Origin of the sequence: Streptomyces sp. SID8374 (assembly GCF_009865135.1) — a bacterium.
In the GTDB taxonomy this organism is placed as follows: domain Bacteria; phylum Actinomycetota; class Actinomycetes; order Streptomycetales; family Streptomycetaceae; genus Streptomyces.
In genome coordinates this window covers 1,611,626-1,636,140 of sequence record NZ_WWGH01000001.1, presented here as the reverse complement: position 1 = coordinate 1,636,140, position 24,515 = coordinate 1,611,626, and the positions used below count along the sequence as shown (strand labels likewise).

The window sequence follows — 24,515 nt, the reverse complement described above, 5'->3', positions numbered from 1 at the left end:
ACCACGGTCACGCTCAGGTAGAAAGCCCTACTATCGGGTAGTTTTCCCTTTTCCCGCCCGGAGAGCTCACCCGGTAGCGTGAACTGTCACGCCGTCCCGGAGGGCGCACCTCGGCCCTTCGCCTTCCGCAGGAGAAGCCTCCCCGTGCGTATCGCAGTCACCGGCTCCATCGCCACCGATCACCTCATGACCTTCCCCGGCCGCTTCGCCGACCAGCTGGTCGCGGATCAGCTGCACACGGTCTCCCTCTCCTTCCTGGTCGACAACCTCGATGTGCGCCGGGGCGGTGTCGCCGCCAACATCTGCTTCGGCATGGGGCTGCTCGGCACCAAGCCGATCCTCGTGGGCGCCGCGGGCTCCGACTTCGACGAGTACCGCGCCTGGCTGGACCGGCACGGTGTGGAGACCGGCTCGGTCCGGATCTCCGAGGTGCTGCACACCGCCCGCTTCGTCTGCACCACCGACGCCGACCACAACCAGATCGGCTCCTTCTACACGGGCGCGATGAGCGAGGCCCGCCTCATCGAGCTGAAGAGCGTCGCGGACCGCGTCGGCGGCCTCGACCTCGTCTCGATCGGCGCGGACGACCCGGAGGCGATGCTCCGCCACACCGAGGAGTGCCGCTCGCGGAAGATCCCCTTCGCCGCGGACTTCTCGCAGCAGATCGCGCGGATGAACGGCGAGGAGATCCGCATCCTGCTGGAGGGCGCCACCTACCTCTTCTCCAACGAGTACGAGAAGGGGCTCATCGAGTCCAAGACCGGCTGGAGCGACGAGGAGATCCTGTCCAAGGTCGGCCACCGGGTGACCACGCTCGGCTCGCGCGGTGTGCGCATCGAGAAGGCCGGCGAGCCCGTCATCGAGGTCGGCTGCCCCGAGGAGGACACCAAGGCCGACCCGACCGGCGTCGGCGACGCCTTCCGGGCCGGGTTCCTCTCCGGTCTCGCCTGGGGCGTCGGCCTGGAGCGCGCCGCCCAGGTCGGCTGCATGCTCGCCACCCTGGTCATCGAGACGGTCGGCACCCAGGAGTACACCCTGCGCCGCACCCACTTCATGGACCGCTTCACCAAGGCGTACGGCCACGACGCCGCCGCCGAGGTCCAGCAGCACCTGGCGTGATCAGCTGAGCCGGCGGACCACATAGGCCGAGCCGCGGTCCGCCGGCTCCTCGCCCACGTACTCCTGCTCCCGCATCTCGCACCAGGCGGGGATGTCCAGCCGCGCCGCCTCGTCGTCGGCGAGCACCGTCACCGTGGCGCCCACCGGTACCTCCCCGATCACCTTTGCGAGCTCGATCACCGGGATCGGGCAGCGCCGGCCGAGCGCGTCCACCACCAGGGAGGCGGCGGGCGCGGGGGAGGGCGGCGAGGAGACCGGGGCGCCGAGCCGCTCCCGTACCTCCGCGACCACCCCGGGCACCACCTCCAGGAACCGCTCCACATCGGCCTCCGCCGTGCCCGGCGGCAGCGACACCCGGACGTTCCCCTCCGACAGCACGCCCATCGCCTTGAGCACATGGCTCGGCTCCAGCGTGCTGCTTGTGCAGGACGAACCGGACGATACGGAGAAACCGTGCCGGTCCAGTTCGTGCAGCAGAGTCTCCCCGTCGACATAGAGACAGGAGAAGGTGACCAGATGCGGCAGCCGCCGCTCCGGATCACCGACCACCTCCACATCGCCCACCCGCTCGGCCACGACCGACCGGATCCGGCCGACCAGCGCCCGCAGCCGCACCGCCTCGGCCGCCGCCTCCTCCCGTACCGCACGGAGCGAGGCCGCCGCCGCCACGATCGCCGGCAGGTTCTCGAACCCCGGCGCCCGGCCCGACTCCCGCTCCCCGGCCGGGCCTTGCGGGGCGAACCGCACCCCCTTGCGTACCGCCAGCAGCCCCACCCCGGCCGGCCCGCCCCACTTGTGCGCGCTCGCCGTCAGCAGCGACCAGCCGCCCGCCACCGGACCCCACCCCAGCGACTGCGCGGCGTCCACCAGCAGCGGCACTCCCGCCTCGGCGCAGAGCGCGGCCACCTCGGCCACCGGCTGTTCGGTCCCCACCTCGTGGTTGGCCGACTGGAGGCAGGCCAGCGCGGTGTCGGGTCGCAGCGCTCCGGCGTACGCCGCCGGGTCCACCGCCCCCGACCGCCCCACCGGCACCTCGGTGAAGGAGCCGCCCGCCGCCTCGTGGGCCGCCGCCGAATGGAGCACCGAGGAGTGTTCGACCGCCGAGAGGGCCAGATGGCGGCCGACACGCCGACGCCCCGAAAGAGCTCCGGCAATTCCGGCGTGGACGGCGGTGGTCCCCGAAGAGGTGAAGACCAGCTCGTCCGGACGGCAGCCGACGGCGTCCGCGGCGGCCTCCCGGGCGGCGTCCAGCAGCAGCCGGGCGCGCCGCCCCTCGCGGTACAGGCGGGCGGGGTCGGCCCAGCCCTCGTCCAGCGCGGCAAGCAGCGCCTGGCGTGCGACGGGGTGCAGGGGGGCGGCGGAGGCGGCGTCGAAGTAGGGCACGCCGCCACGCTAGCCCGCACCGCTCCCCGCCCCGGCGCCCGCCTGCCCGCACGGGCCGGGAGAGAGGCCGTCAGATGGGCGCCGGAGGCCCGGATTCCACCCCTTCGGGGAGTCGGGCGGCGCGTTGGGCACCCTCCCCGCGCGACCCCAAATAGCGTCCAGTAGGGTTTGGTCCGCATAAACATCCAAACCCCTGCCCGCGACAGGGACGGCGACCGACCAGAGAGACGGGCGCGCCGACCGTGCGGGCGAGACTCTCGGGAAGGCGCTACGTGAGTCCCAACGGCTCCGACCGCTCGTCGCGGCGCCCGATGCGGCGGAAGCTGCCGCAGGTGCTGACTGCGGGCCTGGTCCTGGCGACGGCCTCCGGTTGTTCATACAACTGGGAGGATTTTCCCCGCCTCGGTATGCCCACCCCGGTAACGGAAGAGGCCCCTCGGATCCTCTCCCTCTGGCAAGGCTCGTGGGCGGCAGCGCTCGTCACGGGTGTCCTTGTCTGGGGGCTGATCCTCTGGAGCGTCATCTTCCACCGGCGTAGCCGGACCAAGGTGGAGGTACCTCCGCAGACCAGGTACAACATGCCCATCGAGGCGTTGTACACAGTGGTTCCCCTCATCATCGTCTCGGTGCTCTTCTACTTCACCGCGCGTGATGAGTCGAAGCTCCTCGAGCTCTCCGACAAGCCGGCCCACACGGTCAACGTGGTCGGCTACCAGTGGAGCTGGGGCTTCAACTACATCGAGAAGGTGGAAGGCCAGCCCGCTGCGGGCGGCGAGGTTCCCAAGGAGCTCGCGGCCATCCCCGAAAAGTTCCAGAAGGACTTCCCCGCGGACGCCACCGGCGTCTACGACGCGGGCATCCCCGGGACGCGCAACCCCCAGAACGGCAACCCGGGCCCGACCCTGTGGCTGCCGAAGGGGGAGAAGGTCCGCTTCGTCCTCACTTCGCGTGACGTCATCCACTCCTTCTGGGTGGTGCCGTTCCTCATGAAGCAGGACGTCATCCCGGGCCACACCAACGTCTTCGAGGTGACTCCCAACCGGGAGGGCACCTTCATGGGCAAGTGCGCCGAGCTCTGCGGCGTCGACCACTCCCGGATGCTCTTCAACGTCAAGGTCGTCTCCCCGGAGCGGTACCAGCAGCACCTCAAGGAGCTGGCTGAGAAGGGTCAGACGGGCTACATGCCGGCAGGCATCGAGCAGACCGACCCGGCCAGGAATTCGGAGAAGAAGCAACTGTGAGCATCCTCAACGAACCTCAGGGTGCGGCACCGGCAGACGACTCGTACGAGGACGAGCTGCCCGTGCGCCGCAAGGAGCCGGGAAACGTCGTCATCAAGTGGCTGACCACCACTGACCACAAGACGATCGGCTCGCTCTACCTGGTCACGTCGTTCGCCTTCTTCATCATCGGCGGACTCATGGCGCTCTTCATGCGCGCCGAGCTCGCTCGTCCCGGCACGCAGATCATGTCGAACGAGCAGTTCAACCAGGCGTTCACGATGCACGGCACGATCATGCTGCTGATGTTCGCGACGCCGCTGTTCGCCGGATTCGCGAACTGGATCATGCCGCTCCAGATCGGCGCGCCCGATGTGGCGTTCCCGCGGCTGAACATGTTCGCGTACTGGCTGTACCTCTTCGGCTCGCTCATCGCGGTGGCCGGCTTCCTCACCCCGCAGGGCGCAGCCGACTTCGGCTGGTTCGCCTACGCGCCGCTGAACGACGCCGTCCGCTCGCCGGGCATCGGCGCCGACATGTGGATCATGGGTCTGGCCTTCTCCGGCTTCGGCACGATCCTCGGCTCGGTCAACTTCATCACCACGATCATCTGCATGCGCGCCCCCGGCATGACGATGTTCCGCATGCCGATCTTCACCTGGAACGTCCTGCTGACCGGTGTCCTGGTCCTGCTGGCCTTCCCCGTTCTCGCCGCCGCGCTCTTCGCGCTGGAGGCGGATCGGAAATTCGGTGCGCATATCTTCGACTCCGCCAACGGCGGCGCGTTGCTGTGGCAACACCTCTTCTGGTTCTTCGGACACCCAGAGGTGTACATCATCGCCCTGCCGTTCTTCGGAATCATTTCCGAGGTCATCCCGGTATTCAGCCGCAAGCCGATGTTCGGCTACATCGGCCTGATCGCCGCGACGATCGCCATCGCCGGCCTTTCGGTGACGGTGTGGGCGCACCACATGTATGTGACGGGCGGCGTGCTGTTGCCGTTCTTCTCCTTCATGACGTTCCTCATCGCGGTGCCGACGGGTGTGAAGTTCTTCAACTGGATCGGCACCATGTGGAAGGGCTCGTTGTCCTTCGAGACACCGATGCTCTGGGCCGTCGGCTTCCTGATCACCTTCACCTTCGGTGGTCTGACCGGCGTCATCCTGGCCTCGCCGCCGATGGACTTCCACGTCTCCGACTCGTACTTCGTCGTCGCGCACTTCCACTACGTCATCTTCGGCACCGTGGTCTTCGCGATGTTCTCCGGATTCCACTTCTGGTGGCCGAAGTTCACCGGCAAGATGCTGGACGAGCGGCTCGGGAAGATCACCTTCTGGACGCTGTTCGTCGGCTTCCACGGCACGTTCCTGGTGCAGCACTGGCTCGGTGCCGAGGGAATGCCGCGTCGCTACGCGGACTACCTCGCCGCCGACGGCTTCACCGCGCTGAACACGATCTCCACGATCGCGTCCTTCGTGCTCGGCCTGTCGATGCTCCCGTTCTTCTACAACGTCTGGAAGACCGCGAAGTACGGCAAGAAGGTCGAGGTCGACGACCCCTGGGGTTACGGCCGTTCGCTGGAGTGGGCGACCTCCTGCCCGCCCCCGCGGCACAACTTCCTCACCCTGCCGCGGATCCGTTCCGAATCCCCGGCGTTCGACCTGCACCACCCGGAGATCGCGGCGCTCGAACAGCTTGAGCACCACTCCGAGTCGGACAAGGCCCTCGCCGGCGGCAAGGAGGCAGGCAAGTGAAGATCCAGGGACAGATGTTCATCTGGCTGAGCGTCTTCATCCTCGGCATGGCCGTCGTGTACGGCGTGTGGTCGAAGGAGCCGGTCGGCACCACGGCGCTCTTCCTGGCCTTCGGGCTCTCGGTCATGATCGGCTTCTACCTGGCCTTCACGGCCAACCGGGTCGACGCCATGGCCCAGGACAACAAGGAGGCGGACGTCGCCGACGAGGCGGGCGAGCTGGGGTTCTTCTCCCCGCACAGCTGGCAGCCGCTCTCCCTGGCCGTCGGTGGCGCCTTCGCCTTCCTGGGCGTCGTCTTCGGCTGGTGGCTGCTGTACTTCTCGGCCCCGCTGCTCCTGATCGGCCTCTTCGGCTGGGTCTTCGAGTACTACCGGGGTGAGAACCGCACCCAGTGACCCGTTCTCCAGGGTGCCAAGAGTGACACCGCACTACCCCACGAGGGGCTCGCGTCGCAAGCAAGCGACGCGGGCCCCTCGCTCGTTCGGAGTCATTGAACGCGCTGGATCGGATGAATCTTCTTAGCGTGGCTTCATGAACCACACGCCGCGCATCCGCACCGTAGTGAGCTGCACTCTGCTGGTCGTGACCCTTGGCGCGGGTGCGACCGCCTGTGGCGAGCCCGACGGACACCCGCTGTCGACGAAGCCGTACGACGCCGGGGACCAGGTCTCCTTCAACGGTCCCTCCAAGAACCAGAAGGCCGACCCCGACAAGCCGCTCGAAGTCACCGTCAAGGGTGACGACGGCCGCATCACCGACGTCAGCGCCGTCGACACCGGCGGCCGCCACCTGGCGGGCGAGCTCTCCGCCGACGGCCGGAGGTGGCGCTCCACGGCCCCGCTGGCCGCCGGCACCGGATACACCGTCAGGGTCTCCACCGAGAACGGGGACGGCGCTCCCGGCACCCGTACGCTCTCCTTCGACACCTCCGCGCCCAAGAAGCTGCTGAAGGTCGCCTTCGGCCCGGAGGCGGGCACCTACGGCGTCGGACAGCCCATCACGGCGGAACTCAGCGCTCCGGTCACCGACAAGGCCTCCAGGGCCACCGTGGAGCGCGCCCTGAAGGTCCGCTCCACCCCGGCCGCCACCGGCTCCTGGTACTGGGTCGACGACAAGAAGCTGCACTACCGGCCCCAGGAGTTCTGGCCCACCAACGCCACCATCGAGGTCCGCTCCAACCTGGCCGGCATCAAGGTGACCAACGCCCTGTACGGGGCCGAGGCCAAGCCCCTGAAGATCACCACCGGCGACCGGATCGAAGCCCTCACCGACGCCTCGACCCACACCATGACGGTCCTGCGCAACGGAGAAGTGATCAACACCATTCCGGTCACCACCGGCAAGCCCGGCTTCTCCACCCGCAACGGCATCAAGGTGGTCCTCGCCAAGGAGCAGTTCGTCCGGATGCGCGGGGAGAGCATCGGCATCGCGGCCGGCTCCTCGGAGTCGTACGACCTGCCCGTCTACTGGGCCACCCGGGTGACCTGGAGCGGCGAGTACGTCCACGCCGCGCCCTGGTCCGTCGGCTCCCAGGGCAGCGCCAACGTCAGCCACGGCTGCACCGGGATGTCCACCGGCAACGCCGAGTGGTTCTTCGACACCGTGCGCCAGGGCGACATCGTCAAGGTCGTCGGCAGCGCGGGGGAGACCATGACCCCGTTCGACAACGGGTTCGGTGACTGGAACCTCTCCTGGGAGAAGTGGCAGAAGGGCAGCGCCCTCAACGAAGGCGTGCCGGACAGCCCGCAGACGCTCCAGGCGGCCCGGCTGCGCCCCCATGTCTGACCGGACACAACAGGAGCGCCCCGCACCGCGGGGCGCTCCTGGCGGGCCTGAGGGGCCCTCTCAGGCCTCCACGGCGAGCCGGGCGCGCAGCAGTGCCGCCAGCGCGTCGGCGAACTCCACCGGGTCCACCGGCAGCGTCACAGCGGCCTCCGCCCGGCTCCAGGTGGCCAGCCAGGCGTCCTGGGGTCGGCCGATCAGCAGGAGGACCGGGGGGCAGTGGAAGATCTCGTCCTTGATCTGACGGCAGACGCCCATGCCGCCGATGGGAGCCGTCTCGCCGTCCAGGACGCAGACGTCGATCCCGCCGCCGTCCAGCGCAGCCAGCACGGCCGGAAGCGTCGCGCACTCCAGGAACTTCACCGGTGGCACGTCGGCGGCAGGCCTGCGACCGGCTGCCAGCTTCACCTGCTCGCGGATGTTGGCGTCGTCGCTGTAGACCAGGACCGTGGCGGTCGCCTGCATTGTTCCTCCGTGACATCTGTGTCTTCGGGGCTCTCGGGGCATGAACCGATGCGCGGATCGTACTCCGACCGACCGGCCGTCAGCACCGGTAAGGACACCGATTCGATGGGCCGTTCGGGCAGGACACACGCCACTGACACACCGAACGGCACCCCCCGGAGTGAGGGCGGGATAAGCGACCGACATAATGTCGGTCGTGGCGACAGCAACGACAGTAGAAACCGGGCACGCGCACCCGTCGGTCAATCGGCCGAACCTCACCAGCGTCGGAACCATCATCTGGTTGAGTTCCGAGCTGATGTTCTTCGCGGCCCTCTTCGCGATGTACTTCACCCTGCGATCGGTGATGGGACCCGAGTACTGGAAGGAGATGGCCGGTCATCTGAACTTCCCGTTCTCGGCCACGAACACCACGATCCTGGTGCTTTCCTCACTCACCTGCCAGCTCGGCGTGTTCGCCGCCGAGCGGGGCGATGTGAAGAAGCTCCGCACCTGGTTCATCGTGACGTTCGTGATGGGTTCGATCTTCATCGGCGGCCAGGTCCTGGAGTACACCGAGCTGGTCAAGGACGCGGGGCTCTCCCTCTCGTCCGACCCGTACGGCTCGGTGTTCTACCTGACCACCGGCTTCCACGGTCTGCACGTGACGGGCGGTCTCATCGCCTTCCTGCTGGTTCTCGGCAGGACGTACGCGGCCAAGAGGTTCACCCATGACCAGGCCACCGCGGCCATCGTCGTGTCCTACTACTGGCACTTCGTGGACGTGGTGTGGATCGGTCTGTTCGCAACGATCTACATGATCAAGTAACCGGGGCTCGCACCCGCCCACCATCGACGCAGAAGATCCTGACACCGGGGTAATCCGTGAAAAAGCTCTCCGCACGACGACGCCATCCGCTGGCGGCGGTCGTCGTACTACTCCTCGCGCTGGCGGCTACCGGGGGGCTGTACGCCGCGTTTGCGCCTGCGGGCAAGGCGCAGGCCGATGAAACCGCCCAGTCCCTCGCCATCGACGAGGGCAAGAAGCTCTACACCGTAGGCTGCGCCAGCTGCCACGGAACCGGCGGTCAGGGCACCACCGACGGGCCGTCCCTCGTGGGCGTGGGCTCCGCCGCCGTCGACTTCCAGGTCGGTACGGGCCGTATGCCCGCGCAGCAGCCGGGCGCCCAGGTACCGAAGAAGAAGGTCATCTACACCCAGGCGGAGATCGACCAGCTCGCGGCGTACGTCGCGTCGCTCGGCGCCGGTCCCATCACGCCGACCGACAAGCAGGTCGACCCGGCCGGTGCGGACGTCGCCAAGGGTGGCGAACTGTTCCGCAACAACTGCGCCCAGTGCCACAACTTCACGGGCAAGGGCGGCGCCCTCACCAAGGGCAAGTACGCCCCGGACCTCGAAGGCGTGAGCCCGAAGCACATCTACGAGGCCATGCAGACCGGCCCGCAGAGCATGCCCTCCTTCCCCGACACGACGATGCCGGAGCAGGAGAAGAAGGACATCATCGCGTACATCAAGTCCGTGAACGGTGACGAGACGGCGAGCCCCGGTGGCCTCTCCCTCGGCGGTCTGGGCCCGGTCAGCGAAGGCCTCTTCGCCTGGATCTTCGGGCTCGGCGCCCTCGTCGCAACCGCCGTCTGGGTCGCGGCCCACACCGCTAAGGCCAAGAAGTCATGAGTAGCCAACAGATTCCAGAAGACAACCTGCCCGTCGTGCAGGAGACCGCGCACGGCGCGGTGGAGGGTACGGACGACCCGTTCGCCGACCCGGGGCTGCCGGCCCACAAGCCGCGCATCCAGGACCTCGACGAACGCGCCGCGAACCGCTCCGAGCGGGCCGTCGCCTTCATGTTCACCCTTTCGATGCTGTCGACGGTGGGCTTCATCGCCTCCTACGTCATCTTCCCGGTGGACAAGATCGTCTACATCTGGCCCTTCGGCCATGTGAGCGCGCTCAACTTCTCCCTGGGACTGACGCTCGGCTTCGCGCTCTTCTTCATCGGCGCGGGTGCCGTCCACTGGGCGCGCACCCTGATGTCCGACGTCGAGGTTCCGGCCGAACGCCACCCGATCGAGGCGCCCCCCGAGGTCAAGGCCCAGGTCCTCGCCGACTTCAAGGCCGGTGCCGAGGAGTCCGCGATCGGCCGTCGCAAGCTGATCCGCACCACCCTCTTCGGCGCGCTGGCCCTGGTGCCGCTCTCCGGTGTGGTGCTGCTGCGCGACCTCGGTCCGCTCCCGGAGAAGAAGCTCCGCACCACGATGTGGGCCAAGGGCAAGCTGCTCGTCAACATGAACACGATGCAGCCGCTGCGCCCCGAGCACGTCGCCGTGGGCTCGCTCACCTTCGCCATGCCCGAGGGCCTGGAGGAGGACGCGCACGACTTCCAGTCGCAGATCGCCAAGGCCGCCCTGATGATCGTCCGCATCGAGCCGGACGACATCAAGGACAAGCGCCAGCGCGACTGGGCCCACGAGGGCATCGTCGCCTTCTCCAAGATCTGCACCCACGTCGGCTGCCCCATCAGCCTGTACGAGCAGCAGACACACCACGTGCTCTGCCCGTGCCACCAGTCCACCTTCGACCTCTCCGACGGCGCCCGCGTCATCTTCGGTCCGGCCGGCCACCCCCTTCCGCAGCTGCGGATCGGTGTGAACAGCGAGGGCAACCTCGAGGCGCTCGGTGACTTCGACGAGCCCGTCGGCCCTTCCTTCTGGGAGCGCGGATGAGTACTGCGACAACCAACCCGCCCGCCGACCAGGCGGGACAGCGCAAGGCACCCGCGGGCGAGCGGGTCGCCGACTGGGCGGACGGCCGGCTGGGCATCTACGGCCTGGCCAAGGCCAACATGCGCAAGATCTTCCCGGACCACTGGTCCTTCATGCTCGGTGAGGTCGCGCTCTACAGCTTCATCATCATCATCCTCACGGGTGTGTATCTGACGCTGTTCTTCCAGCCGAGCATGAACGAGGTCGTCTACCACGGCCCGTACGAGCCCATGCAGGGCATCCGCATGTCGGAGGCGTACGCCTCCACGCTGAAGATCAGCTTCGAGGTCCGCGGCGGTCTGCTCGTCCGGCAGATCCACCACTGGGCCGCGCTGATCTTCCTGGCCGGCATGTTCGTGCACATGATGCGCGTCTTCTTCACGGGCGCCTTCCGCAAGCCGCGCGAGATCAACTGGCTCTTCGGCTTCCTGCTGTTCGTGCTGGGCATGTTCACCGGCTTCACCGGCTACTCCCTCCCGGACGACCTGCTCTCCGGTACGGGTGTCCGCTTCACCCAGGGCGCGATCCTGTCCGTGCCGATCGTCGGTACGTACATCTCGATGTTCCTGTTCGGCGGCGAGTTCCCCGGCCACGACTTCGTGGCCCGGTTCTACTCGATCCACATCCTGCTGCTGCCGGGCATCATGCTCGGGCTGCTGGTGGCCCACCTGATCCTGGTCTTCTACCACAAGCACACGCAGTTCGCGGGTCCCGGCAAGACGAACAAGAACGTCGTCGGCATGCCGCTGCTGCCGGTCTACATGGCGAAGGCCGGAGGCTTCTTCTTCCTGGTCTTCGGCATCATCGCCATCATCTCGGCGATCGCCACGATCAACCCGATCTGGGCGCTCGGCCCGTACCGCCCGGACCAGGTGTCCACCGGCGCCCAGCCCGACTGGTACATGGGCTTCGCCGAGGGTCTGGTCCGTGTCATGCCGGGCTGGGAGATCGTCTTCTGGGGCCACACGCTCAACCTGGGCGTGTTCATCCCGCTGGTCCTCTTCGGGCTGGTGCTCTCGCTGCCCGCGGTGTACCCGTTCATCGAGTCCTGGATCACCGGGGACAAGCGCGAGCACCACATCCTGGACCGCCCGCGCAACGCCCCGACCCGTACGGCGCTCGGCGTCGCCTGGATCACGGCGTACTTCATCGGCCTCGTCGGCGGTGGCAACGACCTGTGGGCCACGCACTTCCATCTGTCGCTGAACGCCATCTCGTGGTTCGTCCGGATCTTCTTCTTCGCCGGACCGGTCATCGCGTTCATCGTCACGAAGCGGATCTGCCTGGGCCTCCAGCGCCGCGACCGGGACAAGGTGCTGCACGGTCGCGAGACCGGCATCATCAAGCGCCTGCCGCACGGTGAGTTCGTCGAGATCCACGAGCCGCTCTCCCCGGGGCAGCTGCACACGCTCACCGCGCACGAGCAGTACAAGCCGGTCGAACTCGGCCCCGAGGTCGACGAGAACGGCGTCAAGCGCAAGATCTCCCCGGTCCAGAAGCTGCGCGCCAAGCTCAGCAAGGGCTACTACGGCGAGAACAACCAGATCGCCAAGCCCACCGCGGAGGAGTACAAGGAGATCACCGAGGGCCACGGCCACCACTGATCACCTGACCTGATCGCCACAGCGGGAGCCCCGTCCATTCGATGGACGGGGCTCTTCGCGGTCCCGGTGGCTGGATAGGGTGGAGCCGGACTCTTTACCGGCTGTGGACCCCCTGGAGCGGACCATGAACGTTGTGACCCCGAGCGGCGGCGACAGCGTGGCGGACCGTTCCTGGCCCGGCCTGCTGAACCCCCTGCTGCGCGGCGAGAACCTCTCATCGGAGGAGACCGCCTGGGCGATGGACCGCATCATGAGCGGCGAGGCGACCGACGCGCAGATCGCCGGCTTCGCGGTCGCGCTGCGGGCCAAGGGCGAGACCGTCGAGGAGGTCACCGGCCTGGTGCGCGCGATGTACGCGCACGCCAACACCATCCACGTACCCGGCCGCACCGTCGACATCGTCGGCACCGGCGGCGACCTCGCCAAGACGGTCAACATCTCGACCATGTCCGCGATCGTCATCGCCGGGACCGGCGCCAAGGTCGTCAAGCACGGAAACCGGGCCGCCTCATCGGCGAGCGGCTCCTCCGACGTACTGGAGAAGCTCGGCGTCAACCTGGAGCTGACCCCGCAACGGGTGGTCGAGGTCGCCGAGGCCGCGGGCATCACCTTCTGCTTCGCCGTCAAGTTCCACCCCGCCCTGCGGTACGCCGCCAAGGCCCGCCGGGAGCTGGGCGCGCAGACCACGTTCAACATCCTGGGCCCCCTCACCAACCCGGCCCAGGTGCGCTCCCAGGCCATCGGGGTGGCTGACGCCCGGATGGCGCCCATCGTCGCGGGCGTCCTCGCGGAGCGGGGCAACTCGGCGCTCGTCTTCCGCGGCGACGACGGCCTCGACGAGCTGACCACCACCGCCACCTCGCGGGTCTGGGTGGTCCGGGACGGCACGGTCCGCGAGGAGCCCTTCGACCCGCGCGACGTCGGCCTCCCGCTGGTCCCCGTCGAGGCGCTGCGCGGCGCCGACGCCTCGTACAACGCCGATGTGGCCCGCCGCCTGCTGGACGGCGAGGGCGGCGCGGTACGGGAGGCGGTGCTGCTCAACTCGGCGGCGGCGCTGGTCGCCCTCGACCCGGGCCCCGGCACGCTGACCGAGCAGATCGCGGCGAAGATCGCGGTGGCGGCCGAGGCCATCGACTCCGGGGCCGCCAAGCGCGCGCTGGAGCGGTGGGTCGCGGCCAGCAACGCCTGACGGTAGCCACGGTGTGACGTAGGGCGCAGTCCGGATGCCGGACTGCGCCCTTGCGCGTGCGCATACATATGGCAAGATGCTGCGCAGGTCATGAGTGACAGCGACTACGGCCCCGGCCCGCTGTCCGGCAACCCTCCGTCCGTGGCGGGGTGCCCCGGGTGAAGACCAGGCCGTAGGCAGCGAGGTCTGCGGCAAGCGCGGGCCCCTCGGCGTCCAGTGGACGTCAGCCCCCGGGGTCCTGGTCCCTAGGGAGCCTCTTGTGAGCAAGCGAATGCGTTAGGGCTCGTCCCAGGGCTTCTCATGTCCTGGGCTGAACGCCCTCCTTCAGCGCACCTTCTTCTCCTTCCTTCTCCGCGCCGTCGCGTATCCGCAGGCGCGTTGATTTCGCCTGCCTTTTACGGGAGTTCGCCATGTCTGTCTCCACCGCTGCCATCGACCCGTCGGTTTGTGCCCCGCTGCCCGTTTTGGGGCAGGATGTCACTGTTCCGCTCGTCACCGGCGGTGAAGTCACCTACGCCGCACTCGACTACGCCGCCAGCGCCCCGGCCCTCCAGCGGGTCTGGGACGACGTCGCCGCGTACGCCCCGTACTACGGCAGCGTCCACCGCGGTGCCGGATACCTCTCGCAGCTCTCCACCGACCTCTTCGAGAACAGCCGCCGCACGGTCGCGGAGTTCCTCGGCTGCCGCGCCGAGGACCAGGTCGTCTTCACCCGCTCCACCACCGACTCCCTCAACCTGCTGGCCGCCGCGATCCCCGCGAACTGCCAGGTGTTCGTGTACGAGACCGAGCACCACGCCTCGCTGCTGCCCTGGCGCGACGCCCAGGTCACCTACCTCAACGCGCCCCGCACGCCGGGCCAGGCGGTGGAGACCCTGGAGCGGGCCCTCGCCGACCGCGACCCCTACGGCCCCGCCCTCGTCTGCGTCACCGGCGCCTCCAACGTGACCGGTGAGCTGTGGCCGGTGAAGGAGCTGGCCGCCGCCGCCCACGCGCACGGCGCCCGGATCGTCCTCGACGCCGCCCAGCTCGCCCCGCACCACCCCGTCGACATCGCCGAACTGGACGTCGACTGGGTCGCGTTCTCCGGCCACAAGCTGTACGCGCCCTTCGGCTCCGGGGTCCTCGCCGGCCGCGCCGACTGGCTCCAGGCGGCCGAGCCGTACCTCGCCGGCGGCGGAGCCTCCCGCAAGGTCGCCCGGCGCGCCGACGGCGGCGTGGACGTCGACTGGCACACCACCGCCGCCCGCCACGAGGCCGGTTCGCCCAACGTCATCGGGGTCTACTCCATCGCCTCCGCCTGCAAGGCCCTCACCGAGGCGGGCTTCGACAACCTGGTCGCCCGGGAACAGGAGCTGGTGAGCCGGGTACGCGAAGGGCTCGCCGAGGTCCCCGAGGTCCAGGTGCTGTCGCTCTTCGGCGACGACGCGCCCCGGGTCGGCGTCATCTCCTTCGTGGTGCGCGGCTGGAACAGCTCGCACTTCGCCGCCGCGCTCTCCGCCGAATACGGCATCGGCGTCCGCGACGGCCTCTTCTGCGCCCATCCGCTGGTCCGCACCCTCCTCGGCAGCGACCCGCAGGACCCGGGCGAGTGCGGCGCCCCCGAGGCCGAGCCGGGCGAGCGCTCGCTCAACGCCATCCGCGTCAGCTTCGGGGCCGGTACGCCGGACGAGCACATCGACCGGTTCCTGCGCGCGGTCACCGAGCTGGTCCGCGAGGGCGCCCAGTGGAAGTACCGCACCGAGGACGGCCGTTGCGTCCCGGACCGGGGCGAGGCCGCACAGATCTGAGGCTGGCAAACACTTCGGCCGGGGACAGGCAGCGCGCCTGTCCCCGGCCGAAAAGCTACGTCCTACGCGTCCAGGCCGATGGCGAACGCCGCTTCCAGGTCGTGCTGGGAGTACGTACGGAACGCCACATGCGTGTCGGTGCCCTCGACGCCCGGGATCTTGCTGATCCGGCCGGGGATGACATCGGCGAGGTCGTCGTGGCGGGCGACCCGGACCATGGCGATCAGGTCGTAGGTGCCGGTGACGGAGAAGACCTCGCTGACGCTGTCCAGCGCGGCGATGGCCTCGGCGATCTCCGGAATCCGGTCCACGCTGGTCTTGATGAGCACGATCGCGGTGATCACGGCTGGCTGTCTCCCTCGGTGGCCGTGGCTGGAACCTTCACTCTAGTCCTTCGCCCGTAGCGTCCCCAGGCGTAGAGGAACCCGGCCGCGAACCCCGCCACATGCGCCAGATACGCCACCCCCGGCCCCGCGTCCGCCGCCTGGGCCGCCGCCCACTGGAGCCCGAACCAGAAGACCAGCACGATCCAGGCGGGGAACCGCAGCGGCAGGAAGAAGAGGAACGGGAACAGGCTGGTCACCCGGGCCTTGGGGAACAGGTAAAGGAAGGCCCCGAGCACCGCCGAGATCGCGCCCGACGCGCCGACCAGGGTCTGCTCGGAGTCCGCGTGCACCGCCGCGTAGCAGACCAGCGCCAGGTAGCCGCACCCCACGTAGAAGAGGGCGAACCGCACCCGGCCCATCCGCTCCTCGGCCATCGCCCCGAACACGTACAGGAAGAGCAGGTTGCCCAGCAGGTGCAGCCAGCTGCCGTGGACGAACAGCGCGGTGAACGGGGTGGCCAGGGCGCGCGGCGAGCCCTCCCACAGCTCGGCCGGGATCACCCCCCACCGCTCGAAGTACCCGGCCTGCGCGGCGAGCAGCGCGTCCTGGCTGCCGTAGGCGGCGCCGCCGAACCCGGAGAGCGGGCTGATCAGGAAGATCGTGCAGCACAGGGCGATCAGCCCGTACGTCACCGGCGCCCCGCCCGCCGTGCTGCCCCGGATCCTCCTGGTCGTGGCCCGCCAGTCGATCCGCCGCACGTCGATCATGTACAGAGCATGACGTACCGGGGGAGATCGGGACGGAGCGCCTCGCCGTGCCGATGCCTATACGCGAGGCCGTAGGGTTACGCCAGGACTTCCGCAGTTCGACGGCGCACCGCGAGATCCTTGACGTAGGACAGGAAGCGACGCGGCGGCACGCCCGGCGCGCGCTGTCGGAGACGACGAAAGAGGACGCAACGATGACGACGGTTCCCCTGCCGACCGACGGGACCCGCTGGCGCTGCACCCTGTGCGGCAATCTCACGCGCTTCGACGTGACGCGGTCCTCCAAGGTCGTGGAGTACGTGCACCTCGACCTGGCCGGTGAGTCCAGTGTCGAGGAGCGGGAGGTGGTCAGTGAGACCATCGAGTCGGTCCGCTGTCGTTGGTGCAACGCGGTGGACCAGATCGAACTGGTGGACAGGCCGGGTGCCGCCTCCTGAGGGAGCGCACCGACAGACATATCTATGGGGTGACGGACGGTGGATCAGCCGACCAGCGGCGCCGAACCGGCCGATGCGGCCGACGGCGGTGCCGAGGCGCTCGACCGCCCGCTGCCCGAAGGCGTACGGCGGCGGGTCATCGCCCTGGTCGCGGACGCCTTCGGCGGGCTGACCGTCGCCGAACTGCCCGCCCAGTTGCGGCAGTATGCCCGGTTCACCCCGACTCGGCGGGCCAAGTTCGCCGGGAACGCGATGGCCGCCGCCCTGGAGAGCGAGCCGCTCTTCCGGCAGCGCATCGGTGAGCGGCTGAGCCAGGCCCAGCCGGAGCTGGCCGGTGCGCTGGAGGCCGGTTCGCCGCCCGCCGCCGCCGACCCCGTCGATGTGGCCGCGGCCGCCTATGTGCTGCGCCCGGTGGGCTGGGTCAAGCTGGTCGAGGCGGCCGGCGAGGAGGTCCAGCGGGCCGACGCGGAGCGGGTGGACGAGGAGACCCGGCGCGAACTGGTCCAGCTGCGCGAGGAGCTGGAGCGGGCCCGCGCCCACACCCGCAGCGAGACCGAGCGGCTCCGCGCCGAGCTGGACGCTGCCCGCAAGGAGTCCGAGTCCCTCCAGCGCAAGCTGCGCTCCGCGCTGAGCGAGGTGAAGCGCGGCGAGGCCGCCCTGCGCCGCAGCGCCGCCGAGGCCGATGCCCAGCGCGCCGAGGCCGCCGCACAGCTCTCCGCCGCAGAGAGCGAGTCGCGCCGGCTCAAGCACCGGCTCGGCGAGGCGGAGGCGGCCGTGGAGGCGGGCCGCCGGGCCTCCCGCGAGGGGCGGTCGATGGAGGACATGCGGCTGCGGCTGCTCCTGGACACCGTGCTGGACGCGGCCTCCGGGCTCCGGCGTGAGCTGGCCCTGCCGCCGGTGACGGCGCGCCCGGCCGACAGCGTGGACGCGGTGGAGCCGGGCCGGATGTCGCCCAAGGACATTGCCGCCAGGGCGCTTTCCGATACGGACCCGGCGCTGCTGGACCAGCTCCTCGCGCTGCCGCAGGCGCATCTCATCGTGGACGGCTACAACGTCACCAAGACCGGCTATCCCCAGATGCCGCTGGAGAAGCAGCGGTTGCGGCTGCTGGGCGGCCTCTCGGTGCTCGCCGCGCAGACCGGCGCCGAGATGACCTGCGTCTTCGACGGCGCCGAACTGGCCGCCCCGGTGCTGCTCGCGCCGCCGCGCGGGGTGCGGGTGCTCTTCAGCAAGGCGGGGGTCACCGCGGACGAGCTGATCCGTCAACTGGCCCGCGCGGAACCGCCGGGACGGCCCGTGGTGGTGGTCTCCACCGACCGCGAGGTCGCGGACGGGGTGGCCAAGGCCGGCGCCAGACCCGTCGCGTCCGTCTTGCTCCTGAAGCGCCTTTCGCGCGTCTAGGCACAGATGTGCGACATGTGTGGCATGCCGGTTTTTTGGGAACGTACCGTCAAGTCGCCACTACACGTGGTGGAGTGAGAGTAAAGAAGTGCCTGATGTGACAAGAAAAATCCTGTGAGGATTTGAACTGATCACAAGAGGGTCACTAGGGTCAGGCCTCGAACCTTCGCACGGTTGATCACCCATCCGGGGTGGCAGCGAAGGAACCGCCTAGTCCGTCATGTGCACGGAGCCGGGGATCCCATCCCCCACAAGCCCGGTAGGCGGCTCGAGGAAGAAGGAGCTCGCCTTCGTGGCGTCCCACCGTCGTCCCAAGCAGCCGAGCCGCACCCGCGTGACCGTGCTCACCGCGACCGCCGCTGCGGCCGTGGCCCTGACCTCCCAGGCCGCCCACGCCGACCCCAAGCCGACCAAGAACGAGGTCAAGGCGAAGGTCGACAAGCTCTACCACGAGGCCGAGGCCGCCACCGAGAAGTACAACGGGGCCAAGGAGCAGCAGGACAAGCTCAAGAAGCAGGTCGACGCGCTCCAGGACAAGGTCGCCCGCGGCCAGGACGAGCTCAACGACCTGCGCGGCGAGCTGGGTTCGATCGCCACCGCGCAGTACCGCTCCGGCGGCATCGACCCCTCGGTCGCCCTCTTCCTCGCCTCGGACCCGGACAGCTTCCTCGACCAGGCCTCCGCACTCGACCAGCTGACGGTCAAGCAGACGGAGTCCCTGCAGAAGATCCAGGCCAAGCAGCGCACCCTCGCCCAGCAGCGCAAGGAAGCCCAGGACAAGCTCGGCGACCTCGCCGACGTCCGCAAGCAGCTCGGCGAGAACAAGAAGAAGTACCAGGCCAAGCTGGCCGACGCGCAGCGGCTGCTCAACAGCCTGACCGCCGCCGAGCGGGCGAAGATCGCCCAGGAGGAAGAGGCGAAGGACCGCGCCAGCCGCGCCACCAGCGAGCGCGTCCAGCTCGGCAACGAGGCCCCCGCCTCCAACCGTGGCGCCGCCGCCCTCTCCGCCGCCGCCACCCAGCTCGGCAAGCCGTACGTCTCCGGCGGCTCGGGCCCCAACTCCTACGACTGCTCCGGGCTGACCCAGTGGGCCTTCGCCCAGGCCGGTGTCAACATCAGCCGGACCACGTACACCCAGCAGAACGACGGAGTGAAGATCGGCCGGGGTCAGCTCAAGCCGGGCGACCTGGTCTTCTTCAACGGCCTGTCGCACGTCGGCTTCTACGCCGGCAACAACCAGATCCTGCACGCCCCGAAGCCGGGCACCGTCGTCCGCTACGAGTCGATGGACTACATGGGCACCTTCCAGTTCGGCGTCCGCATCTGACGCCACGCCCGCCCGGAGCGACGCCCGAACGAGGGAATCGCCCCACCCCACGCTGACGCCCTGCCCCGCCCGGAGACCGAGGTCACCGGCGGGGCAGCGCTGTTCGACGCCCCTTCCGCCACCGGCGAGGTCTTTGGCCGCCCGGTAGTCGTCCGATTACTGTCTGGCTGCTGTGCGGCTCCCGCCCATCGGTCCGCCCGTCCCGGGCGGCAGGGCGCCGCGCGTTCCTGCGTCAACTGCGTCAGCGGAAGGAAGTGCGGCTTCCTGTGGTGTCCCATCGCCGTCCCACCCAGTCCGGCCTCCATCGGGGCGTCCGCGCCACGGTCGTCACGGCGGCCGCCGCCACCGCGGCCGCGACCCTGACCGGAGCCCCGGCGAGCGCCGACCCGAAGGACACCCGCGAGAGCGCCAAGGCGGCCGTCGACCGGCTCTACGGCGAGGCCGAGAAGGCCACCGAGCTCTACAACGAGGCCGGCGAGCGGGTGGAGCGGCTGCGCGGCGAGGCGGACCGCGCCCAGGACGCCACCGCCCGCGGCCAGGAGGCCATCAACCGGATGCGCAACTCCCTGGGCGCGATGGCGGGCGCCCAGTACCGCACCGGCTCCATCGACCCGGCGCTCGCCCTGCTGCTCTCCTCCGACCCGGACACCTACCTGGAGCGGGCCGCCGCCCTCGACCGGGCCGGCGTCCGCCAGGCGCTCACCCTGGACAAGCTCCGCCGCGCCCAGCGAGGCGTCGCCCAGACCCGCGCCGAGGCCAACCGCGCCCTCGCCGAGCTGGAGCGCAACCGGGCCGCCGTCACCCGCCACAAGAGATCCGTCGAGGCCAAGCTCCGCCAGGCCCGGCAGCTGCTGAACTCCCTGCCCGCCGAGGACCGCGCCTCCTTCGACCGGGTCTCCCGCTCCGGCCGCGACGGCGCCCCCGACCTCTCCGGCGTCGCCCCCGGCTCGGCCCGCGCGATGTCCGCCGTGGCCGCCGTACGCCAGGCGCTCGGCAAGCCGTACGTGTGGGGCGCCAACGGGCCCTCCGGATTCGACTGTTCCGGCCTCATGCAGTGGGCCTACGCCCAGGCCGGGGTGAGCCTGCCCCGCACCTCGCAGGCCCAGCGGTACGCGGGCCGCATGGTCCCCCTCTCCCAGGCCCAGCCCGGCGACCTGGTCGCCTACCGCGCCGACGCCAGCCACATCGCCATGTACGTGGGCAACGGCCAGGTCATCCACGCCCCCTACCCGGGCGCCGCGATCCGCTACGACCCCGTCGGGATGATGCCCGTCTCCTCAGTCACCCGGATCTGACCACCGCCCGGATCCGGCCGCCGGGCCGACCGCCCGCCCGGAACTGACCGTACGATCGGCAGGGTGGCCGTACGAGGACGTGGTGCGCGAGGGAGACGCCCTCGGCGGTGTCGGCGTGCGGCGGGCCTGGTGCTCGCCGCCCTGCTCACCGCCTCCGCCTGCGTGGCCCCGGCCGGCCACCGGGACGCCGCCGCCTCCCTCACCGTCCGCGAGATCGACGCCACCCTGGAGCGCCGCGCCGCCGCCCTCCTCGCCCGGGACCCGGTGGGCTACCTCGACACCCTCGCCCCCGACGCCGCGAAGCTGCGGGCCGCCCAGCGCACGGAACTGGCCAACCTCGCCGACGTACCCCTGAAGTCGTGGACGTACGAGGTGAAGGGCATCACCGAGGAGGACGGCGACTGGGCCACCGCCGAGGTGGAGCTGCGCTACCGGATCGCCGGGTACGACACCGCGCCCGTCACCACCCGCCGCACCCTGGAGCTGATGCGGGACGGCGAGCGGTGGTACGTCAGCGCCGACCGGCCCGCGAAGGGCGCATCCGACCAGCTCTGGCACCAGGGGGAGGTGGAGGTGGTCCGGGGCGCCCACAGCCTCGTCCTGGGCGTCGGAAGGCCGCAGGAGGAGCTGCGCCAGGTCGCCGACACCGTGGACCTCGCCGTACCGGCCGTCTCCGACGCCTGGCCGCAGTCCTGGGCGCGCCGGGTGGTCGTCCTCGTCCCGGACTCCGTGGAGTCCATGGCGGGGCTGCTGGGCTCCACGGAGTCCAGCTACCGGGGGATCGCCGCCGTCACCACCGGCGACGCGGGCACCACCGGGAAGCGGCCCGCCCTCGCGGACCGGGTGATCGTCAACCCGCAGGCGTACGCCTCACTCGGCAGCTTCGGCCAGCGGGTCGTCCTGACCCATGAGACGACCCATGTCGCCACCCGGACCAGCACCTCCGCGTCCACCCCCGTCTGGCTCTCCGAGGGCTTCGCCGACTGGGCCGCCTACCGGGGCGAGGACCGCACCCCCGACCTCGTCGCCCCCGAGCTGACGGGCGCGGTCCGGGCCGGTGACGTACCCGCCGAACTCCCCGTCGACAAGGACTTCGGTTTCGACGGCGACCCGGCCGAGCTGGCACGGGCCTACGAGAGCGCCTGGATGGCCTGCGAGCTGATCGCGGAGCGGTGGGGCAAGGAGAAGCTCACCGCCTTCTACGCGGCCGTGGGGGCCCATCCAGGGCGGGACGGGGCGGTGGAGCAGGCGCTGGGCTCGGTCCTCGACACGACGCCCGAGCAGTTCACCGCCGACTGGCGCGACTACCTGAGCACCCGGCTCGGCTGATCCCCGCGGGCCGGGGCCGCCCCGGACCGCGCCCCGGGCACCGTCTCCCGCCACAGCCGCCGCGCGGCCAGCAGCGAGGCGGCCACCAGCAGCCCGTTCCGTACGAACAGGAGCGCCACGCCCCACGCGTCGCTCGCCACCACCTCGGCGAAGTACAGGGGGAACTCCAGCACCGTCACCCCGGCCGCCACCAGCACCAGCACGGCGGGCCGCACCATCCCGCCGCCCCGGAACGCCAGGTAGACCGCAGCCAGTCCGACCAGCCACACCACGTACTGCGGGCTGATCACCCGGCTCGTCGTGGTGAAGAGCAGCACCGCCGTGAACGCGGCCTGCGCCGGGGTGTGGGCGGCGAACGTCCGGGCCCGCAGCCGCCACACCAGCAGCCAGCCCAGCGCGAGCGCGGCCAGCCCCAGCGCCAGCGTGGAGACCAGCTCCACCTGCGGGCCGAGGAACTCCATGGAGCCGTAGTGCAGCTCCACCCGCCCCTCCCAGCCGACGTGCCGGGCGAGGTGGAAGTAGAGCGCCCCCAGCGACTCGATCTCCAGGCCCCGGTCCCGCTGGAAGGCCAGGAACGCGTACGCCCCCGGCATCCACAGCGCGAAGCCCGCACCGAGACCGGCCGCCGTCAGCGCCGCCGCCGACCAGGCCGCCCGGGTCGGCCGCCCCCGCCGGACCCCCACCAGCACCAGCGCCGGCCACACCTTCAGCAGCGCCCCGAACGCGGCCAGCACCCCCAGCACCTTCGGGTGGCGCACCCCCGCCAGCAGCGCCGCCACCGCGACCGCCGTCACCATCAGGTCGTAGCGGGCGTACACGGTCGGCCCCAGCAGCGGCACCCCCACCACCCACACCCACGCCCCCGCCGCCCTCATCCCCGGCCGCCGCCCCGCGTACAGCAGCAGCCCGAACACGAGGGCGTCGCAGAGCAGCACGAGGGCGTAGAAGGCGCTCGCGTACTCCCAGAAGGGCAGCAGGGCGGGGGAGAGGATCGCGAGGGCGGCGCCGGGCGGGTACTGCCAGGTGACGTCGTCCAGGGGGTAGGTGCCGGTGAGCAGCGTCTCGTGCCAGCCCCGGTAGATCACCGACACGTCCACCGTGACATCCAGGCCGCCCATGCTGAGCACCCCGAACACACAGAGCAGCAGCGCCGCCCGGGTCAGCGCCCAGACCGCGCACGGCAGGAGTCCGTACGGCAGCGGCCGTACGCCGGTGGGTGTCCGTCGTCCCGTCATCCGGGTGCTCGTCCCGTCATCGCCGCCCTCATCGTCCGGGGCCCTCCCGATCGCCGTGTCGGCGGCCCATGATGCCGGGGGGTGAGGGCGTGGGCCGTGAAGCGCGGCCGTTCGGTACTGTCAGCCGCGATGGACAAGACCCTGATCGTGACCAACGACTTCCCGCCCCGCCCCGGCGGCATCCAGGCGTTCCTGCACAACATGGCGCTGCGCCTGGACCCCGACCGGGTCGTCGTCTACGCCTCCACCTGGAAGCGCGGCGAGGAGGGTGCGGCGGCCACCGCCGCCTTCGACGCCGAGCAGCCCTTCACCGTGGTCCGCGACCGGACGACGATGCTGCTGCCGACCCCGCGCGTCACCCGCCGGGCCACCGACCTGCTGCGCGAACACGGCTGCACCTCCGTCTGGTTCGGCGCCGCCGCCCCGCTCGGCCTGATGGCCCCGGCGCTGCGCCGCGCGGGCGCGAGGCGGCTGGTGGCCACCACCCATGGCCACGAGGCCGGGTGGGCCCAGCTGCCCGCCTCCCGGCAGCTGCTGCGGCGGATCGGGGAAGGCACGGACACGATCACCTATCTGGGCGAGTACACCCGCTCCCGGATCGCCGCCGCCCTCACCCCGGAGGCGGCCGCCCGCATGGTGCAACTGCCGCCGGGCGTCGACGAGAAGACCTTCCACCCGGCCTCCGGCGGGGACCGGGTCCGCGCCCGCCTCGGGCTCTCGGACCGCCCGGTCGTCGTCTGCGTCTCGCGCCTGGTCCCGCGCAAGGGCCAGGACACGCTGATCCTGGCCATGCCCGCGATCCTGGCGCAGATCCCGGACGCGGTGCTGCTGATCGTCGGCGGCGGCCCGTACGCCAAGGACCTGAAGCGGCTCGCGGTGGAGACCGGGGTGCAGGACTCGGTGCGGTTCACCGGGCCCGTGCCGTGGGCGGAGCTGCCCGCGCACTACGGGGCCGGGGACGTCTTCGCCATGCCGTGCCGGACCCGGCGGGGCGGGCTGGACGTGGAGGGGCTCGGGATCGTCTACCTGGAGGCGTCCGCGACCGGGCTGCCGGTGGTGGCCGGGGACTCGGGCGGCGCGCCGGACGCGGTGCTGGACGGCGAGACCGGGTGGGTGGTGCGCGGCGGCAGCGCCGAGGAGTCGGCGGACCGGATCGTGACGCTGCTCGGCGACCCGGAGCTGCGGCAGCGCATGGGGGAGCGGGGCCGCGCCTGGGTCGAGGAGAAGTGGCGCTGGGACCTGCTGGCGGAGAAGCTCAAGACGCTGTTGTGAGTACGGAGAAGGGGCCCGCGCCTGGTCGAAAAGCGCGGGCCCCTTCGTACACGTAACA

At 70.3% G+C, this 24,515-nt stretch carries 22 protein-coding genes and 1 riboswitch; of the genes, 17 read left to right on the top strand and 5 right to left on the bottom strand.

From position 1 onward, the window contains the following. Nucleotides 1-144: 144 nt before the first annotated feature. Nucleotides 145-1,119 (top strand): carbohydrate kinase family protein, encoded by a 975-nt coding sequence (locus tag GTY67_RS07355; protein WP_093693002.1) that lies wholly within the window; start codon nucleotides 145-147, stop codon nucleotides 1,117-1,119. On the opposite strand, the gene GTY67_RS07350 is transcribed toward GTY67_RS07355, so the two are convergent. Beyond that, nucleotides 1,120-2,502 carry a cysteine desulfurase/sulfurtransferase TusA family protein gene (locus GTY67_RS07350; RefSeq protein WP_161278143.1) on the bottom strand — a complete coding sequence of 461 codons (1,383 nt, stop codon included), beginning with the start codon at nucleotides 2,500-2,502 and terminating at the stop codon, nucleotides 1,120-1,122. It abuts the gene before it with no gap. 272 nt (nucleotides 2,503-2,774) lie between these two features. Between GTY67_RS07350 and coxB the strand changes: the two genes are divergently transcribed. The 4 genes from coxB to GTY67_RS07330 all read left to right on the top strand — a co-directional run bounded on the left by coxB (nucleotide 2,775) and on the right by GTY67_RS07330 (nucleotide 7,261). Then, entirely contained in the window at nucleotides 2,775-3,743 is a 969-nt protein-coding gene (gene coxB, locus GTY67_RS07345) for a cytochrome c oxidase subunit II (RefSeq protein ID WP_093693000.1), read from the top strand. Further along, nucleotides 3,740-5,476 carry a cytochrome c oxidase subunit I gene (ctaD, locus tag GTY67_RS07340; RefSeq protein ID WP_093692999.1) on the top strand — a complete coding sequence of 579 codons (1,737 nt, stop codon included), beginning with the start codon at nucleotides 3,740-3,742 and terminating at the stop codon, nucleotides 5,474-5,476. The genes coxB and ctaD overlap by 4 nt, the downstream gene beginning before the upstream one ends. After that, nucleotides 5,473-5,871 (top strand): cytochrome c oxidase subunit 4, encoded by a 399-nt coding sequence (locus tag GTY67_RS07335; RefSeq protein ID WP_093692998.1) that lies wholly within the window; start codon nucleotides 5,473-5,475, stop codon nucleotides 5,869-5,871. Before ctaD ends, GTY67_RS07335 begins: the two co-directional genes overlap by 4 nt. A 136-nt stretch (nucleotides 5,872-6,007) precedes the next feature. Next, entirely contained in the window at nucleotides 6,008-7,261 is a 1,254-nt protein-coding gene (locus GTY67_RS07330) for an Ig-like domain-containing protein (RefSeq protein ID WP_093692997.1), read from the top strand. A 60-nt stretch (nucleotides 7,262-7,321) separates the two neighbouring features. On the opposite strand, the gene GTY67_RS07325 is transcribed toward GTY67_RS07330, so the two are convergent. Then, nucleotides 7,322-7,723 carry a response regulator transcription factor gene (locus GTY67_RS07325; protein WP_030564241.1) on the bottom strand — a complete coding sequence of 134 codons (402 nt, stop codon included), beginning with the start codon at nucleotides 7,721-7,723 and terminating at the stop codon, nucleotides 7,322-7,324. Between the two features lie 187 nt (nucleotides 7,724-7,910). Here GTY67_RS07325 and GTY67_RS07320 point away from each other — a divergent pair, with 187 nt between their 5' ends. The 6 genes from GTY67_RS07320 (at nucleotide 7,911) to GTY67_RS07295 (ending at nucleotide 15,068) form a co-directional block, all read left to right on the top strand. Next, the gene (locus GTY67_RS07320) at nucleotides 7,911-8,531 is read left to right on the top strand and encodes a heme-copper oxidase subunit III (RefSeq protein WP_093692996.1); all 621 of its coding nucleotides are present in this window, start codon (nucleotides 7,911-7,913) and stop codon (nucleotides 8,529-8,531) included. Between the two features lie 56 nt (nucleotides 8,532-8,587). Continuing rightward, on the top strand, nucleotides 8,588-9,397 hold the full coding sequence (locus GTY67_RS07315) for a c-type cytochrome (RefSeq protein ID WP_093692995.1): 810 nt from the start codon (nucleotides 8,588-8,590) through the stop codon (nucleotides 9,395-9,397). Beyond that, nucleotides 9,394-10,446, top strand: coding sequence for a Rieske 2Fe-2S domain-containing protein (locus GTY67_RS07310; protein ID WP_093692994.1), 1,053 nt, complete (start codon nucleotides 9,394-9,396; stop codon nucleotides 10,444-10,446). The genes GTY67_RS07315 and GTY67_RS07310 overlap by 4 nt, the downstream gene beginning before the upstream one ends. Next, nucleotides 10,443-12,089, top strand: a complete 1,647-nt coding sequence (locus tag GTY67_RS07305) for a cytochrome bc complex cytochrome b subunit (protein ID WP_093692993.1) — start codon at nucleotides 10,443-10,445, stop codon at nucleotides 12,087-12,089. The genes GTY67_RS07310 and GTY67_RS07305 overlap by 4 nt, the downstream gene beginning before the upstream one ends. A 124-nt stretch (nucleotides 12,090-12,213) precedes the next feature. Next, a complete protein-coding gene (trpD, locus tag GTY67_RS07300) occupies nucleotides 12,214-13,278 on the top strand; it encodes an anthranilate phosphoribosyltransferase (RefSeq protein ID WP_093693021.1) in 1,065 nt (354 codons plus the stop codon). 86 nt (nucleotides 13,279-13,364) lie between these two features. After that, nucleotides 13,365-13,482: riboswitch (SAM riboswitch) on the top strand. A 206-nt stretch (nucleotides 13,483-13,688) separates the two neighbouring features. Continuing rightward, complete coding sequence (locus GTY67_RS07295; RefSeq protein ID WP_161278142.1) at nucleotides 13,689-15,068, top strand: aminotransferase class V-fold PLP-dependent enzyme; 1,380 nt, start codon at nucleotides 13,689-13,691, stop codon at nucleotides 15,066-15,068. 62 nt (nucleotides 15,069-15,130) lie between these two features. On the opposite strand, the gene GTY67_RS07290 is transcribed toward GTY67_RS07295, so the two are convergent. Together GTY67_RS07290 and GTY67_RS07285 are read right to left on the bottom strand one after the other, a co-directional pair. Continuing rightward, entirely contained in the window at nucleotides 15,131-15,412 is a 282-nt protein-coding gene (locus tag GTY67_RS07290) for an Lrp/AsnC ligand binding domain-containing protein (RefSeq protein ID WP_003969641.1), read from the bottom strand. Next, complete coding sequence (locus GTY67_RS07285; RefSeq protein WP_161278141.1) at nucleotides 15,409-16,161, bottom strand: rhomboid family intramembrane serine protease; 753 nt, start codon at nucleotides 16,159-16,161, stop codon at nucleotides 15,409-15,411. Before GTY67_RS07285 ends, GTY67_RS07290 begins: the two co-directional genes overlap by 4 nt. A 194-nt stretch (nucleotides 16,162-16,355) precedes the next feature. Between GTY67_RS07285 and GTY67_RS07280 the strand changes: the two genes are divergently transcribed. From GTY67_RS07280 to GTY67_RS07260, 5 genes are all read left to right on the top strand, one after another. Further along, nucleotides 16,356-16,598 carry a hypothetical protein gene (locus GTY67_RS07280; protein ID WP_015608051.1) on the top strand — a complete coding sequence of 81 codons (243 nt, stop codon included), beginning with the start codon at nucleotides 16,356-16,358 and terminating at the stop codon, nucleotides 16,596-16,598. Nucleotides 16,599-16,637: 39 nt separating this feature from the next. Continuing rightward, a complete protein-coding gene (locus GTY67_RS07275) occupies nucleotides 16,638-17,999 on the top strand; it encodes an NYN domain-containing protein (protein ID WP_161278140.1) in 1,362 nt (453 codons plus the stop codon). A gap of 292 nt (nucleotides 18,000-18,291) precedes the next feature. Then, nucleotides 18,292-19,326, top strand: a complete 1,035-nt coding sequence (locus GTY67_RS07270; protein WP_093692989.1) for an NlpC/P60 family protein — start codon at nucleotides 18,292-18,294, stop codon at nucleotides 19,324-19,326. Between the two features lie 266 nt (nucleotides 19,327-19,592). Continuing rightward, nucleotides 19,593-20,621 carry a C40 family peptidase gene (locus tag GTY67_RS07265; RefSeq protein ID WP_093692988.1) on the top strand — a complete coding sequence of 343 codons (1,029 nt, stop codon included), beginning with the start codon at nucleotides 19,593-19,595 and terminating at the stop codon, nucleotides 20,619-20,621. Nucleotides 20,622-20,684: 63 nt separating this feature from the next. Continuing rightward, nucleotides 20,685-21,950, top strand: coding sequence for a hypothetical protein (locus GTY67_RS07260; RefSeq protein ID WP_161278139.1), 1,266 nt, complete (start codon nucleotides 20,685-20,687; stop codon nucleotides 21,948-21,950). Here the strand turns inward: GTY67_RS07260 and GTY67_RS07255 are convergent. Further along, nucleotides 21,926-23,185, bottom strand: coding sequence for a glycosyltransferase family 87 protein (locus GTY67_RS07255; RefSeq protein WP_161278138.1), 1,260 nt, complete (start codon nucleotides 23,183-23,185; stop codon nucleotides 21,926-21,928). The genes GTY67_RS07260 and GTY67_RS07255 overlap by 25 nt on opposite strands. Nucleotides 23,186-23,314: 129 nt before the next feature. On the opposite strand from GTY67_RS07255, the gene GTY67_RS07250 reads away from it, so the two are divergent. Continuing rightward, on the top strand, nucleotides 23,315-24,457 hold the full coding sequence (locus GTY67_RS07250) for a glycosyltransferase family 4 protein (RefSeq protein ID WP_093693020.1): 1,143 nt from the start codon (nucleotides 23,315-23,317) through the stop codon (nucleotides 24,455-24,457). The last annotated feature ends 58 nt before the right edge of the window (nucleotides 24,458-24,515 follow it).

Bases quoted from the DNA above. Each gene is read 5' to 3' on its own strand.
- GTY67_RS07250 (WP_093693020.1), top strand. From the start codon at position 23,315: ATGGACAAGACCCTGATCGTGACCAACGACTTCCCGCCCCGCCCCGGC.
- trpD (WP_093693021.1), top strand. From the start codon at position 12,214: ATGAACGTTGTGACCCCGAGCGGCGGCGACAGCGTGGCGGACCGTTCC.
- GTY67_RS07330 (WP_093692997.1), top strand. From the start codon at position 6,008: ATGAACCACACGCCGCGCATCCGCACCGTAGTGAGCTGCACTCTGCTG.
- GTY67_RS07295 (WP_161278142.1), top strand. From the start codon at position 13,689: ATGTCTGTCTCCACCGCTGCCATCGACCCGTCGGTTTGTGCCCCGCTG.
- GTY67_RS07325 (WP_030564241.1), bottom strand. From the start codon at position 7,723: ATGCAGGCGACCGCCACGGTCCTGGTCTACAGCGACGACGCCAACATC.
- GTY67_RS07255 (WP_161278138.1), bottom strand. From the start codon at position 23,185: ATGACGGGACGACGGACACCCACCGGCGTACGGCCGCTGCCGTACGGA.
- GTY67_RS07310 (WP_093692994.1), top strand. From the start codon at position 9,394: ATGAGTAGCCAACAGATTCCAGAAGACAACCTGCCCGTCGTGCAGGAG.
- GTY67_RS07280 (WP_015608051.1), top strand. From the start codon at position 16,356: ATGACGACGGTTCCCCTGCCGACCGACGGGACCCGCTGGCGCTGCACC.
- GTY67_RS07305 (WP_093692993.1), top strand. From the start codon at position 10,443: ATGAGTACTGCGACAACCAACCCGCCCGCCGACCAGGCGGGACAGCGC.
- GTY67_RS07320 (WP_093692996.1), top strand. From the start codon at position 7,911: ATGTCGGTCGTGGCGACAGCAACGACAGTAGAAACCGGGCACGCGCAC.
- GTY67_RS07285 (WP_161278141.1), bottom strand. From the start codon at position 16,161: ATGATCGACGTGCGGCGGATCGACTGGCGGGCCACGACCAGGAGGATC.